This is a genomic window from Vibrio sp. 10N.222.51.C5 (assembly GCF_041474575.1).
GTDB lineage: Bacteria > Pseudomonadota > Gammaproteobacteria > Enterobacterales > Vibrionaceae > Vibrio > Vibrio crassostreae_C.
The window spans coordinates 64,594-79,497 of record NZ_JBFRUJ010000059.1 but is presented as its reverse complement, the minus strand read 5'-3'; the positions used below and the strand labels follow the sequence as shown (position 1 = coordinate 79,497).

Here is a 14,904-nt window from a genome sequence, read left to right as displayed (position 1 = left end):
TGAATATGAGTATTTTGAGTTATGCTTTAAACAGAAAAAGGCAGGAATATCCTGCCTTTTTTGCATATTAGACCTATCGTCTCAGATTAAATCAGAGCGCTATAACGTTCTAATCCCGCCTCTAGATCAGCAATCAGGTCATCAACATCTTCTAACCCAATATGAACACGTATCAAGGTACCTTCGAAATTAGGATTGGCAACAGTTCTCAAGCTGTCAAAACTGCTTGGTTCGTTAGCTAGAATCAAACTTTCAAATCCACCCCAAGAGTAACCCATACTAAAATGTGTCATTCCATCAAGTAACGCTGTCGTCGCTTTGATATTAGAGTTGTTTAGTACAAAAGAGAACAAGCCATTACCGCCAGTAAAATCTCGTTTGAAGAATTCATGGCCTGGGCAAGACTCAAGAGCAGGGTGACGAACGTGGTTAACTTCAGGACGAGTCTCTAACCATTTTGCGACCTTCAAGCTGCTTTCTGCGTGTTGGCGTAGACGCACATCAAGAGTACGAATGCCGCGAAGCCCTAAATAAGCATCATCAGGTGAGACACATTGCCCCATCAAGTAACTTTGCTCTCTTAGTTGATCCCAGCATTTCTCATTGGCGACTGCCGTACCTAGCATCACATCAGAGTGACCCACGATGTATTTGGTCGCTGCTTGAATCGAGATATCAACACCAAAATCAAACGGTGAGAAGTTCACGCCAGCCGCCCAAGTATTGTCTAGCATAACGATGATGTCATGTTCATGAGCGATACGCGCTAGTGTTGGAATATCCTGCACTTCCATGGTGACAGAGCCTGGAGACTCAGTAAACAGCACCTTAGTGTTTGGCTTGATAAGGTCTTGGATACCTTCACCAATCGTTGGCTCGTAGTAAGTTGTCTCTACCCCCATCTTTTTCATGATGGTGTCACAGAAATCACGAGTAGGTTCGTAGCAGGTGTCAACCATTAAAATATGATCACCTGTTTCTACAAAAGAGAGAATGGCATTAGAAATGGCGGCCGTACCACACGGGTACAGTGCACAACCCGCGCCGCCTTCTACTTCAACCATCGCATCTTGGAAGGCAAAATGAGTGTTGGTTCCACGACGTCCGTAAAAAAGGGTCTTGTTAGCGCGGTTAATCGTAGCTTTACGCTTCTCTTCTACTGAGTTAAATACGACAGTTGAAGCGCGTTGTACTGGTGGGTTAACAACACCATTGGTCCACTTCTTATCACGACCGGCAGTGATAAGTTTAGTGGTTTTGTTCTCGGACATGCTGTGAATTCCTTATCAATCGGTTATGTCCTATTTAAAACATGCGAGTAGCCATCAAAGCAAGAGGGAAGAGAGAGTTTTTAACGTTTTCTTTTGCTTTTTAACTTTTCCTCGATTTGTGATGAAAAGTTAAAAAGCGATCGCAAAGATACTATTCGTTGCCAATGGTGGTCGGCGAGCGAGGAGTATTAGAGCAACGGGTTGAATAAATAGAACAGTCTCTCAAAGAAGCGGTTACGTAAATTTCTCTGTTCCCACTGCTCTAATTCCACGGGATGAGATGATTCAATATAGGATTGCTGTAAATCAAACAATTGCTTGGTGAAGTGTACGTCGTCAACGGCAAGGGTTACTTCAAAGTTGAGCCACAAACTGCGCATGTCGATATTGACGGTTCCGATCAAGCAAAACTCTTCATCGATCACTACCGATTTGGTATGAAGAAGGCCACCGTAAAATTCATAGATCTTTACGCCAGCTTCAAGCAACTCGGTATAAAACGCACGAGAAGCCCATTTAACCATTAGTGAATCGTTGTTGTGTGGAATGATCAGTTCTACAGTTACGCCGCGTTGAGCTGTCATCTTAAGTGTTTCGAGTAAGTCAGCACTTGGCACAAAATAAGGTGTAGTAATACGTACAGAATGATTCGCTTGATTGATGGCGATGGTCAGTACTTGTAAGATCAAATATTCCGGCATGCCAGGGCCAGACGGCACTACTTGAACCGGATGATGTGTCATGATTTCTTCAACTGGGCATTCAGGTATATCAGGGAGAATGCGTTCACCAGTCTCAACTTCCCAATCCCAGCCATGAATAGCGGATAACACATTAACGGTTGGCCCAGTCACTCTGACCATTACATCAATCCACTGACCAACGCCGGAACTTTGTTTGAAGTGAGCAGGATCGACCATGTTCATTGAACCCGTATAGGCGATAGTCTCGTCAATCACAATGATTTTGCGGTGTTGTCTTAAATCTAGGCGACGTAAAAAAATACGCCATGGGCTCACTTCTAGTGCTTGTACGACTTGAACGCCTGCGTCCTTCATCATTGACTGCCAGTGGCTTTTGAAAAAGCGAGGGCTACCGGCTGAATCGAGCAAAACTTTAACATCTACGCCACGTTTTGCAGCGCGAATCAGCGCAGAGGCAACCGAATCGGTCAGGCCACCTGGATGCCAAATATAGAAAACCATCTTGATACTGGTTTGTGCATTTTCTATATCTTCGATAATTGCGTGTAGGATCTCGTTTGGTGAAGATTGCAGCGATAGAGTGTTTCCACTGAGTGCAGGGATGCCCATTCGATTGTTACAAAGCTCGTCAATCTTATGGATAGGGGAGCCGACTTTCCCTGGTTGGTGAAGTTGGCAATCATTCAATTGACGGAACCAGTCGCCGAAAGGGGTAAACATACGATGAGCGCGTTCAGCCCTTTTTCTGCCTAGGTTTAGCTCACCAAAAAGGAAGTAACAAGCTACACCAACAATCGGGATAATGTAGATAACCATTAGCCAAGCAAGAGAAACGCTGACAGAGCGTCGTTTTAGTACAACACGAAACGTCACACCGGCTACGAGAACCCAGTACAAAACAACAGAGGCCAAAGTTAAAAAATGATAAAGCTTATCCACATTGAATACTCGAAAAAAGAGACACTTAGATAGTAATGCTATTTAACGGATATGGGAATTTAAGGATTCAACTATTTACAAAATAGAGCAAAAGATGTAAATAGGTTAAAGTTGTTAAGTTTTGGTCAACTTAAGAAGAAAACGATTGTTTTGTATGAAAAGTCGGCATTTAACCATAAAAATTTACATCTTTAACGAAATTTGTACGGTATGCTCTTCCAATTTTATTCTTAAACTGGTTTACTTGCTAGACAACGAGCGTCAATCAAATCTTTTAGGTGTGTAAATTTATTTATACACCTTCCTTTTAAAGACGCCACCCAAAGCAAAACACAACATCACATAACACAAAAGTTTGGAGTACACGTGGCTACTAGTAATACAACCACAACACCCCGCGATACCTGGGGTTCGAAGTTAGGATTCGTAATGGCTGCAGCAGGTTCTGCTGTTGGCTTAGGTAACATTTGGAAATTCCCATACACAGCAGGCGAAAGTGGCGGTGGTGCATTCGTTGCCATTTACCTGTTTTTTGTAATTTTTATTGGTTTCAGTGTCATGCTGACTGAATTTGCGATTGGCCGTCATACGCAAAAATCAGCAGTAGGTGCATTTAAAACAACTGACCGTCGTTGGACGTTCGCTGGCGTTATCGGCGTATTCAGTGGTCTACTTATCATGGGTTTCTACCCAGTAGTAGGCGGTTGGTCAATCGCATACATCGGTAAAATTGCAGGTGGTCTTCTAGACGCACCAGAAGCAATTGGTGATAGCTTTGGTGGCTTTATCTCAAACCCAGTTCAACCACTAATGTGGATGGGCTTATACCTACTACTTAACGTTGTTATCGTTATGAAAGGTATCTCTGGTGGTATTGAGAAAGCAGGTAAGATCCTGATGCCGCTTCTTTTCATTATCCTTATTGTAGTATCAATCAAAGGCATTATGCTTCCGGGCGCGATGGCTGGTCTTGAGTTCCTATTCAGTCCTGACTTCTCTAAAGTAGACAGCAATGTAATCCTAGCCGCTCTAGGTCAAGCATTCTTCTCTCTAAGTCTTGGTATGGGTTGTATGATGACATACGGTTCTTACCTTAAGAAGAAAGAGAACCTAGTTCAGACAACAGCAATGGTAACCGCAATGGATACTGGTGTTGCTATTCTAGCTGGTGTTGCAATGTTCCCTGCAATGTTCGCGTTCGGTATGGAACCTGCAGCGGGCCCTGGTTTAGTATTCGTTGTTGTTCCTCAGCTATTCGCTGAAATGGGCGGCGTAATCGGTCTTCTATTTGCTCTTATGTTCTTCGTTGGTTTGAGTGTTGCGGCACTAACATCTTCAGTATCTCTACTTGAAGTTGTGGTTTCTTACCTAATCGATGAGAAAGGCATGAAGCGTGTAACAGCGGTACTGTCTGCAAGTGTTGTAATGGCGATTCTATGTATCTTCGCTTCTCTATCACTTGGCGGCTTCGGTCCAACACTGTTTGATACTGGCGCGTTCGACATTTTCGACCTACTAACGGATAAGATTTTCCTAGCGGTTGGCGGTATGTTGGTATGTATCTTCGCTGGTTGGAGACTAAACCGTGCAGACCTAGAGAAAGAAATCACTAACGACGGTGAAGTCTCTTTCCCACTATTTGGTCTATGGTACACACTAGTTAAGTACATCATCCCTGTAGCTATCGCAATCGTTGCGTTCATGGGTATCTCTTCTGGCTTCGATAGCGGTAAAGGTGCAATCATGCTACTAGGTATTGGTATCATTGCTGGTTTTGCGCTGATTTCTAAGAAGTTCTAATCGCAAGATAAAGTAATTTGATAAACGGGAGCTCATTAGCTCCCGTTTTTTTATGTCTGGAACTTAATTATCTAAGAAAAATAACCATTAAAGGTATCCGTCTGATAGCCGATATAAATGGAACGAATAGCTGTTAGAGCTATATTTTGATTTAGGTAGGTGTTGTTTGAAATTGTCAGTGAGAAAGAAACTGTATGCCGGTTTTGGCTCTATATTGGCGGTGCTTGTCACGTTAGTCGGTATTGTATGGATGGAAGTTATTGGCGCTCATAAGAGCGCCGATGAGATTAGATGATGTACCGGGTACCGTTACCTACCTTGTTTTGATCGATGAAGCTGGAGATGTCTATCGAGATGCTCTGGGTGCAATCACTCTGGTCGATAATGCACTCAATGATTATCGAACCAACAAGAACGAATTTGCTCAAGCTATCGAGCAGGCTAAGCGTTTGGAGAGTAGAGGTTCGGAAGACCACCGCCGTATTCAGCGAATTGAAGACCTGATGGGGCGTTTCACTCAAGAGTTTGAATCAAAGCTTGTGCCGAAGATCAATGATGAAGCTGCGCTACTAGCCAATATTCAACAGCTACGATCTTTGTATGAGAGCAATCTTATCCCTATTGAGAACTTACTGGATCAAGCGTCAGCAAGTGAGCGCGCAGATACAGAACAGTCACTACTGACACTAACCGACACGTTTACTACCATCGAGCGCACCATCATGGTGTTGTCTGCTATTGCGATTGTCTTTGGTTGTGTGATTGCGTATCTATTGTCTAGCTCTATTACCAATCGTCTTACTCGTGTAGAACAAGTAGCACGACGTGTAGCAAATGGTGACCTAACGGCAGGCGACATTATTGATGATTCTGGTGATGAATTGGCTGAACTGGCTAAGTCGATTAACCAGATGCAGAAATCACTAGTAGACCTATTAGGTTCAATCTCGTCTGTGACTCACCAAGTCCAATCGGTGACAGGGGAGCTCTCTTCTATTAGCCAAGACATCGTTACTGGTGCATCAGCTCAAGCAGACAAAGCTAACTTGATTGCAACGGCTGCTGAAGAGCTAAGCTTGACCATTTCTGAAGTGGCGCAGCAAGGTACTTCAACTTATGAAGAAGCACGTCGCTCAGAAACCTCTGCAGAAGATGGCCGCAACGTGATTGTTGAGATGGTGGCGAGTATTCAACAAGTGTCGACTCAAATGAGCGATATGTCGTTGCAAATGAATACTCTAGGTTCTCACGGTGAGCAGATTGGTAGCGTTATCAAGGTAATCGAAGACATTGCTGAGCAAACTAACCTGTTAGCTCTTAACGCTGCGATTGAGGCTGCGCGTGCTGGCGAGTTTGGTCGTGGTTTTGCTGTGGTAGCCGATGAAGTGCGAGCGCTAGCAGAAAGAACAACCAAAGCGACACGAGAAGTCTCGGGCATCATTCAATCGATTCAATCGGGCACTCAAGAAGCGGTGACTTACACTCAAGATAACTGTCGTTTAGTTGAGATTGGTGTTGAGCAAAGCTCAGGTGCGGTTTCTGCCCTAGAAGCGATTGTAAGCGGTGCAGGCAATGTACAAAGCATGGTTAACTCTATTGCGACCGCAGCAGAAGAGCAGACAGCTGTGACCAAAGAAATTGCGGCAGATATCACGGCAATCAGCGATATCTCTGAGCAATCCTTGCAACTGGCAACGCGCAGCTCAGAAAATACTTCAGGTTTGAACGCTAAGGTTGCGGAGCTAGAAGCTTTGGTTGGTAAGTTTAAACTGGGGTAAAGCGGTAGCTTGGTTCTATTTATCGAGTGGTAATCGAGTAAAGACCAAGCACTGGTCGCTACTTGTTGAAAAGAAGCCCAACGATTCAATGTTTATTGAGTGAGTTGGGCTTTTTCGTAGCTGGAATCTGGGTTCAGACGCGGTATACTCCACGTTCTACAATGGAGCTAGCCTTTACATGTTCGATATTCTTCTGAACCACTCTGATTTTTTACTTATCAATAAGCATCCTGGAGTCAGCGTCCACAAAGACGATGGCGATACCATGTTGCTTCAAGAAGTTGCTAAGGCAATTAATGAGCCTAAGCTGTATCTCGTTCATCGACTAGATAAAATGACTTCGGGCATTCTGCTGCTGGCAAAAAATGCGTCGGCGGCGAGCGAGCTTTCACAGCTATTTGCAAAGCGTGAAGTAGAGAAATACTACCTTGCGATCGGTTCTAAGAAGCCAAAGAAAAAGCAAGGTTTGATCTCAGGAGACATGGAGCGCTCACGACGCTCAAGTTGGAAACTTCTGACATCCAAAGAGAACCCTGCGATTACTCAGTTTTTATCAGCAACGGCTGAACCCGGTGAGCGTCTGCTGTTATGCAAACCCTATACGGGGCGAACTCACCAGATCCGTGTCGCGATGAAGTCGATCGGCTCAGCCATTGTTGGTGACCCTATTTATAATCCATCGAGTGAGGCTGACAGAGGTTATCTGCATGCCTTCGCGATTCGATTTGCCTATCAATCACAAGCCTACGAATATGTCTGCGATCCAAGAAGCCTAAACTCCTTGGGTGAGAAGTGGCATCAAGAAACCGTGTCGAACGGTTTGGACAGTTGGCTTGAACCTTGGTCATTAACTTGGCCAAAGCTAAACACTAAGTGAGTGAAATAATGGAAGCATCAGCTTTACCTCTGTTTTTTAGTCATATTGAACAGCAACTTAATGAAGTACCAAACGAGCTACGCCGTATTTTCCACGGGCGCGGTAAGTTTTGGCCTGGTCTAGAGCAACTGACATGTGACTGGGTTGATGGACAACTACTGGTTAACGTGTTTAAAGAAGTAGACGATGAATTCTTGTCATCTCTTAAAGTCGGATTGGTTGAACTCACCAACAAAGATATCTGGCAATCAAAGCAGGGCACAAGCATTGTTCTGCAACACCGTTATGCCGATGGCGCGCCTTCAGAGGTTCTATGGGGAGAGTTGAATGATTCTCCGGTTGTGGTTGAACATGGTCTTAAGTACCAATTAGACATTGGCCGTAATCAGAACTTCGGTTTGTTCCTAGACATGCGTAATGGTCGCCAGTGGGTACAAGATAATGCCAAGGATAAGAACGTTCTTAACCTGTTTGCATACACTTGTGGTTTCTCTGTCGCGGCTATCGCTGGTGGCGCTCGTCAATGCATGAACGTGGACATGTCACGTGGCTCGCTAAACAAAGGCCGCGATAACCACCGTCTGAATGATCACGATATGCGCTCGGTTAACTTCCTTGGCTACGATATTTTTAAGTCGTGGGGGAAAATCAAGAAGGGCGGCCCTTACGAGCTAGTGATCATCGATCCACCTTCGTTCCAAAAAGGCAGCTTCGCCCTAACTAAAGATTACAAAAAGATCTTACGTCGCTTGCCTGATCTTCTAACAGAAGGCGGAGAAGTGATTGCTTGTGTTAACTCACCAGCAGTATCGCCAAACTTCCTAATCGAGACGATGGTAGAAGAAGCGCCAAGCGTTGAATTCATTGAGCGTCTGGACAACCCACCTGAGTTTGTCGATGTCGACCTTGATTCAAGCCTAAAGGTATTGAGGTTTAAAATCACGGCTTCAGCTGAAGCTTGATGTCATGATTTAGCGGGCATTATCCATACTAATATAGAAAACGCCGCTCACAATGAGCGGCGTTTTTATAGGTGCAAGAAACTAACTCATTTATTAACTAGCTTGGTTTTTTAGTGTCTGAAAACCAAAATAAATACGCATGAACGTGGTTAGCCAACAAGCTGCACCAAAGGTGTAAGCGATAACCGCAAAGTGTTGAGGCCAAATACAAAACGCGATGAAACAAGCGATGGTTTCAGTGCCTTCGGTTAGCCCTGACATGTAGTACAGAGACTTATGCTTATAGACTGGGTTTTCAATGCCTCGCTTGCCTGCCATAACCGCAAACGCTAAAAAGCTGCTGCCTGTGCCGATAAAAGAGAAGATCAAAAATGCACCGGCAATGGCGTTGTGTTCTGGGTTGGCAATGACAAATCCAAAAGGGATCAGCGAGTAGAATAGGAAATCTAGGCTGATATCGAGGAAACCGCCCGCATCACTAATGCCTTGGATTCGAGCCAAGGCTCCATCAAGCCCATCACATACTCTATTAAACACAATGAAGCCTAACGCCCACTCATATTGTTGAAATGCCAACGCTGGAAACGCTAAACACCCAATCAGAAATCCGAATAACGTGGTTTGATTGGCCGTGATACCCAATTGGTTTACTAACTTAGCAGACTGATTTAATGGCCACTTAATGACCTTAATGGAGTACTTATCCAGCATGGTTACTTCTCCATGGCCAAGACAGTACTTCTGCCCCTTGAGGTACATCGGCTTCGTCGTGCGTGACCATTAATGTAGGGATATTCGCTTTGGTCAGCTGTTCGAAGACCCAATCGCGAAATTGTGCTCTGAGCTCTTGGTCTAACTTACTGAACGGTTCGTCAAGCAGGGCGAGTTTAGGCTTGGCTAACAACATACGAGTCAAGCTTATTCTTGCGCGTTGACCGCCGGATATTTGATCCGGGAAAGATTCAGCTAAGTGAGTTAGCTCTATGTCTTTTAGTGCAGCCATTGCTTGTTTTTGGCGAGCGGAACCTTTAACAGAGTTCGGTAACGAAAAGGCCAAGTTTTCCCATACTTTGAGGTGCGGAAACAACAAGTCATCTTGAAACAAAATACCGACTTCACGCTGATGTGATGGAAGCTCGTCGAGCTGAATATTGTTCAACACAACGGTGCCAGAGTACGAAAACTCTTCACTTAAGTGACCAGCAATCGCATCCAGTAAGGTCGACTTTCCGCAGCCACTCGGCCCCATCAAAGCCAGTATTTGGCCAGATTCTAATGTGACGTTTAGCGCTGAGAACAGCGAATCTCCATCGGTTTTACGGATGGCGAGGTCGTTGAGGTACAGACTCATTACTTAGGAAACCTTTAAAAGTAAGACGGCGATATCTCAGTTGAAGTCGGCTGACTAATATCGCTAAAGAGAAAAAGAACAGAGGCAATAGGGCCTGCCAAATGGCATAGATTGCTGTCACCCTGCGGTCGAAACCACTGGTAAGTGCAACGGCTTCTGTGGTGATCGTGCTAATACGGCCCGCGCCGAGCATTAATGTTGGAAGGTATTGGGCCAAACTCACGCTGATCCCGACCGCCCAAGCAAAGGCAATCGCAGGAAGCAAGATTGGTAGTTTGATCGAATACCAACTCTGAAATGGCGATTTACCTAGGCTCAGCGAGGCTTTAATCAACCCATCATTGAAGCTTTTCCACGGGCCATCCAAAGACAGGTACACAAACGGGAAAGCAAAGAAAACATGCGCCCAAATCACCCAGAACTCATAGGCGCTACTGCCGATGTAGAGGGTCGTGACTTGCATACCAAACAACACTGAAAGCTGTGGTATTAGCATTGGAATAGCGATAATGAAGCCCGGAACTTGCCACTTGTATTTGATTCTGTATTCGTGAGCAACCAGCGCAAGCAACAAAGCGATTGAAGCAGCAATCAGACCAATCCATAAGCTTTGACCAACGGTGCTCATGATGCCTTCCCACTCGAACTCCCAGAAGCGCGTGCTGTAGCGGCTCGGCAGTAAATCAGGGAAGCGCCAACGCTGAGCAACGCTCCAAATTACCATTAAAGGAATGATCAGCAGTGAAAGGCTAGCAAGGACAGTGAATACCGTTTTCCCCGGAAGGTTTGCCCCTGTTCTTCCGGAATACTGCCAAGTTCGAAAGTACTTAAGAACCGCCCATTCAACTAAACGCGCCAAGGCGATGATCAACGAAGCTAAACCAAACAAAACGATGGCACCAGCAGCAGCTCGCGGAAGTAGGTTAAGATCCGGATCGTTGAACCATTGCCACACTAAAACGGCAAAAGTCGGCGGGTTGGTTGGGCCAATGATCAGAGCAATATCGACAACCGAGACGCTATAGGCGAGCACAGCCAGCACTGGGAAGCGAAGCTTAGTAAACCATTGCGGGAAAATACACTTCCACCAGATCTGAGCGCGGCTGTAACCGAGTGATGCACTCACCTTAGTGACACGTTCTACATCGATTTGTTGAAGTATCGATATGCTCATCAGCAACAAGAAAGGAACTTCTTTGAGTGCGAGCATAATGATTAGGCCAAACGCGTAAGGATCTTTGATCAACAAAGCCAATTCAGAGCTTGTAGCCGATTCACCAAGTAAGTGGTGTACGGCTCTTGCTGCAAGGCCTGTTGGGCTAAACAAAAAAGCAAAGCCGATAGCGAAAGCCACATGCGGAATGGCAAGCATTGGCGATAGCGTTAGCTCAATCTTTCTCCAAAACTTGTTTCCCCAAGAAGCCTGAAGAATGCAAAAGGTAAGAAAGCAGGCGATGTAGCTGCTGGCGACCGCTGAACCTAGGCTTAAGCCAATAGAGTGCCAAGCCCCTTCCCATTGAAAGACTTGGCTAAACCCGTTGAGTGTTGGCTCGTCTAAACCTAAGGGCGGGATGAAACTCAGTGACGAAGCCACGACTCCCGCTACCCCAGGAATGGTTGGGATGATACATACCGCTATAACAACAAAATATAGAGCGCGAAGCATGAAGACTAGTTACCGTATCGCTTAAGCCACTCTTTCTCGAGCGCGTTTTGCCAGCTAGGGTGTGGTTCATCAACCGATTTAAATTGCTGGGTGTTTTTAGCGCTGCCAGTGAGGTACTTGCTGCTCAGAACCGAAGGATCGCCCCAAACATTGAGGTCCCCCTTGCGAGACTGTGCTTCAGGGCTCAGTAAGAAGTTAATGGTCACTTGAGCACCCGCGGTTGCATTGGCGTTCCAAGGAATCGCAAGGAAGTGAATGTTAGATAGAGCGCCGCTTTCTAGAGCATAAGCCTTAGTGGTTTCGGCTAAGCGACCACTGGCTTGTGCTGAATAAACAGAGTTTGGATTAAACGTAATCGCGAGATCGATCTGTCCGTCATCCAGAAGTTGGATGCTTTCCGATGTGCCTGCTGGGAACTGCTTTCCACCGCGCCACGCCACTTTATGGAATTTATCTAAGTAAGCCCACAGTGGTGCCGTTACTTCTTGGAAGTTGTCTTCTGAAACCGGCTGAGCCAGCGCAGGGTTATTGTTTGTTAGTTCAATCAGTAGTGACTTAATGAAGCTCGTGCCATGAAACTCTGGTGGGCGAGGGTAGCTTAAGCGGTTCGGGAAAGCCTGAGCGTAGCTTAACATCTCAGAGAATGATTGTGGCGGGTTGTGAAGTGTTTCTTGGTCATGAATGAACACCAGTTGTCCCACGCCCCACGGTGCTTCTAAGCCTTCTGTCGGCTCTGAGAAATCGACATCAATTGGCAGAGACTTATCGACATACTGCCAATTTGGAAGTGATTCCGTAAATGGCCCAAACAATAGCGCGTTGTCTTTCATCGAGCGGAAGTTCTCGCCATTAATCCAGACGATATCGACGCTGCCTTCACTGTTCTTTCCTGCTGCTTTTTCAGCAAGCAGTCGAGTGGTGGTTTCCGCAATATCGGTCACTTTCACATGCTTTAACGTGACACCGTAGTCACTTTGTAATTTCTTGCCTGCCCACTGTAGGTAACGATTGATCTCTTGGCTTCCGCCCCAAGCGTGAAAGTAGACAGTTTCTCCCTCTGCCTGCTGTTCTATTTGGTTCCAGCTGTCGGTGGATGTTGCTTCATCAGCATAAATGGTTGCGCTGTATGCAACGGTTGCCATGATTCCTAACGTACTTACTATCTTGTTCATAAACTTTTCCATTTGGTAGTGAACGGGCAAGAGCATTGTATTTTCGAACTCCCTAGTGCGTATTGACCCTTCGTGGTTAACGAAAGATCAACATGCCCTAATAGTTATTCTATCTGTTTCTGAAATAAATTCTAATTCAACAGTAAATTCAATCAATTACTTGAGAATAAGCAGGGAGTTCGCGGTCGAGTTTTGTTCGATACGTAATCATCTCGAAAACTCGACAGACTCTAGGCTTTTGCCATCCTAGCAACAGACCGCTGAACCGTTGAATTTATTGCATCTAAATGAGAGATTTTTGAGGTTTATTGGAGGTTGGTACGAAAAGTCGGCGATGAGCGTCAATTTTGAAGAAGTAGTGAGGGCAAGCTGACAATAAAAAAGGAGCCATCAGGCTCCTTTAATCAGTATTTGGTTTCGATGACGGATTAGTTTACCCAGTCACGAATTGTGTACGTTAGCGTGTGTACATCGTTTTTCAGTACTAGCGTATCGTTTGTTAGCGTTACGTCGCTCCACTCGCTTAGAGTAGCAGAAACCGATTGTTCGATTTCCATCGCAGAGCCGTGACACATTTTCATTGTCATGCCCATTTGCTTGATACGGAATTGACCGTCTTTCAGCTCGCCTTGACCGAAGAAGTTGTTACAACCAGCCATGCCGTTTGCAGTCATCTTTTCGCCGATCTCTAGACGAGGAGCTGCTTGGTCTTCGCTTTTCACAATGTCCTTGCCATCAATTTGCGCAAGTTCCCAATTATGGTGCTGTAGATCGGTTGGTGTTACTTGCATCGCGTTGTCACCTGTTGTTGTGCATGCTGCTAGCATCATAGGTAAAGCGGCTACTGCTAGTAATTTTTTTGAACTAAACTTCATATTATAAGGCTCCAAAGGAAAGAACGAAGTTACCGGATAAGTGTAACTTGATGGGTTCAAAGTATAGTTTACAAAACACTATATGTGTCAGTATAAGGTCATAGTTTAGTATGGATTTCACGAGCCAGGCGACAAATTAATCGCTTATTTTTGAGAGAGTAAGCGTAATTTTGAATGTGTAAGGAGGCATGGTGGAGCAGTTAGAGTTTTTCCAAGTTCCAAGCCCTTGCGTTGGGGTTTGTTCAAGCGATGACAAAGGCTATTGCAACGGTTGTATGCGCAAGAGAGAAGAGCGCTTTAATTGGATGTCGATGACACCGTCAGAACAATTGCACGTGATAAAGCTGTGTCGTCAGCGCTATAGAAGAAAAATAATGAATCAAAAAAACTTGATTGGTAAGCAGGTCGATGAAGAGGGAAATACCAGTCCCCAAAGAGATCTTTTTGGCTAAAGAGGAAGTATTTAGATTTTATTTAACTCCGAAGTAACTATTACTTTACATAATGGTTGGGGTGTAATATTAAAGTAGGTACCTTTGTACCTGAAGGAGTGGTGTCGGTATGAATAAAAAGAACGTAAAAATCAAAAAAGAGCCAGTCAAAGCACTTGACCGAAAACCGATCGGGGCAAAAGATGACCCTGAAGAGACTCCGCGTGATTGGCATTCGATGTCAGAAGAAGAACGAATGGAAATCCTTTCTCACCTCTCAGACATGCCTTTCCAATAACACCACTGGTTCTTCAGAGCCTTTCTTAAAGCTCAGTTTTCAGAAACAAAAATGTGATTAAACAAACATGTGATTCGCTTTCGTTACACCACGATGGTACGTGCAAAATGTATCATCGGCCTCGGTGGTTTTACTGTGAATCTTAATGTTTGTGATCACTTCTACCGCCCCTGCATCGTAGCAAGCTTGTTCTGCTTTTTTAACGATATCGAGTAATTGGTTGAGTTCACCTTTCATCGTAGTTTCCATCGCACCGACTTGGAAAGGCACATCGGCAGCTTTCACAACTTCAATGGCTTTATCAACCACTTCGAAGTTGTTGCCTTCTTTAACGCGAGGTATCACTTGGAAGGCAACCATCACTTCTTTTTCTCTTTTTAACTCAGACACTTTCTGCTTACTCTAGGATAGGGAATTGTTGCAGATGATAGGTTAATTCGGAGACGAATTCTACAGCGATTATGCTGGTTGGATTACTCTCTTTGTCCTACTTGTTACCCCAGTGGTCACTTACCCAACCACCTATGTGCTCATCAAAATGACTGCCACTGAACCTCTGGTTGCGTTCAACCGAAGTATCACAATCATCTTTATTATCTATTAGGGTTTGTATGTAGTTTGCCATCGGGTCATTGGAACGTTGACGATCTCGGCGAGTTGCCACTTCCTTAATCAGTTGTAATCGATATGTAGAGCTAGCACGTTTCATTTCAATGACCTCCTGTTGTAGACACTAATAGAAAAATCTAGTTGCTAGATATAGGGGCGTCAACGTGATTT

General features: G+C 44.9%; 14 protein-coding genes and 1 pseudogene. 6 read left to right on the top strand and 9 right to left on the bottom strand.

What is annotated here, in order from left to right:
• Positions 1-86 precede the first annotated feature (86 nt).
• Entirely contained in the window at positions 87-1,271 is a 1,185-nt protein-coding gene (locus tag AB4558_RS18490; protein ID WP_017065338.1) for a cystathionine beta-lyase, read from the bottom strand.
• Positions 1,272-1,459: 188 nt separating this feature from the next.
• Positions 1,460-2,914 (bottom strand): cardiolipin synthase, encoded by a 1,455-nt coding sequence (gene cls, locus AB4558_RS18485; protein ID WP_065583881.1) that lies wholly within the window; start codon positions 2,912-2,914, stop codon positions 1,460-1,462.
• A gap of 366 nt (positions 2,915-3,280) precedes the next feature.
• On the opposite strand from cls, the gene AB4558_RS18480 reads away from it, so the two are divergent.
• The 4 genes and pseudogenes from AB4558_RS18480 (at position 3,281) to AB4558_RS18465 (ending at position 8,331) form a co-directional block, all read left to right on the top strand.
• Positions 3,281-4,714: a sodium-dependent transporter gene (locus tag AB4558_RS18480; protein WP_050543975.1), complete on the top strand. Its 1,434-nt coding sequence runs from the start codon at positions 3,281-3,283 to the stop codon at positions 4,712-4,714.
• Positions 4,715-4,880: 166 nt separating this feature from the next.
• Positions 4,881-6,492 (top strand): annotated as a pseudogene (locus AB4558_RS18475) (methyl-accepting chemotaxis protein).
• A gap of 178 nt (positions 6,493-6,670) precedes the next feature.
• A complete protein-coding gene (locus AB4558_RS18470) occupies positions 6,671-7,369 on the top strand; it encodes a TIGR01621 family pseudouridine synthase (protein ID WP_017060318.1) in 699 nt (232 codons plus the stop codon).
• Between the two features lie 8 nt (positions 7,370-7,377).
• A complete protein-coding gene (locus AB4558_RS18465) occupies positions 7,378-8,331 on the top strand; it encodes a class I SAM-dependent methyltransferase (protein ID WP_372073086.1) in 954 nt (317 codons plus the stop codon).
• Positions 8,332-8,424: 93 nt separating this feature from the next.
• Here the strand turns inward: AB4558_RS18465 and AB4558_RS18460 are convergent, their stop codons facing one another.
• The 5 genes from AB4558_RS18460 to AB4558_RS18440 all read right to left on the bottom strand — a co-directional run bounded on the left by AB4558_RS18460 (position 8,425) and on the right by AB4558_RS18440 (position 13,395).
• Complete coding sequence (locus AB4558_RS18460; RefSeq protein WP_102321515.1) at positions 8,425-9,042, bottom strand: CDP-alcohol phosphatidyltransferase family protein; 618 nt, start codon at positions 9,040-9,042, stop codon at positions 8,425-8,427.
• Positions 9,032-9,682: an ATP-binding cassette domain-containing protein gene (locus tag AB4558_RS18455; protein WP_017065359.1), complete on the bottom strand. Its 651-nt coding sequence runs from the start codon at positions 9,680-9,682 to the stop codon at positions 9,032-9,034. The genes AB4558_RS18460 and AB4558_RS18455 overlap by 11 nt, the downstream gene beginning before the upstream one ends.
• Positions 9,648-11,348: an ABC transporter permease gene (locus AB4558_RS18450; RefSeq protein WP_372158982.1), complete on the bottom strand. Its 1,701-nt coding sequence runs from the start codon at positions 11,346-11,348 to the stop codon at positions 9,648-9,650. The genes AB4558_RS18455 and AB4558_RS18450 overlap by 35 nt, the downstream gene beginning before the upstream one ends.
• A gap of 5 nt (positions 11,349-11,353) precedes the next feature.
• Positions 11,354-12,520 (bottom strand): ABC transporter substrate-binding protein, encoded by a 1,167-nt coding sequence (locus AB4558_RS18445; protein ID WP_017060323.1) that lies wholly within the window; start codon positions 12,518-12,520, stop codon positions 11,354-11,356.
• 428 nt (positions 12,521-12,948) lie between these two features.
• Complete coding sequence (locus tag AB4558_RS18440) at positions 12,949-13,395, bottom strand: META domain-containing protein (RefSeq protein WP_004734625.1); 447 nt, start codon at positions 13,393-13,395, stop codon at positions 12,949-12,951.
• A 188-nt stretch (positions 13,396-13,583) separates the two neighbouring features.
• On the opposite strand from AB4558_RS18440, the gene AB4558_RS18435 reads away from it, so the two are divergent.
• Positions 13,584-13,847 carry a DUF1289 domain-containing protein gene (locus tag AB4558_RS18435; RefSeq protein WP_017060324.1) on the top strand — a complete coding sequence of 88 codons (264 nt, stop codon included), beginning with the start codon at positions 13,584-13,586 and terminating at the stop codon, positions 13,845-13,847.
• 109 nt (positions 13,848-13,956) lie between these two features.
• Complete coding sequence (locus AB4558_RS18430; protein WP_017060325.1) at positions 13,957-14,124, top strand: hypothetical protein; 168 nt, start codon at positions 13,957-13,959, stop codon at positions 14,122-14,124.
• Positions 14,125-14,181: 57 nt separating this feature from the next.
• Here the strand turns inward: AB4558_RS18430 and AB4558_RS18425 are convergent, their stop codons facing one another.
• The gene (locus tag AB4558_RS18425) at positions 14,182-14,484 is read right to left on the bottom strand and encodes a thiamine-binding protein (RefSeq protein WP_017065764.1); all 303 of its coding nucleotides are present in this window, start codon (positions 14,482-14,484) and stop codon (positions 14,182-14,184) included.
• Between the two features lie 127 nt (positions 14,485-14,611).
• Positions 14,612-14,833: a hypothetical protein gene (locus AB4558_RS18420; protein WP_017057116.1), complete on the bottom strand. Its 222-nt coding sequence runs from the start codon at positions 14,831-14,833 to the stop codon at positions 14,612-14,614.
• Positions 14,834-14,904 lie beyond the last annotated feature (71 nt).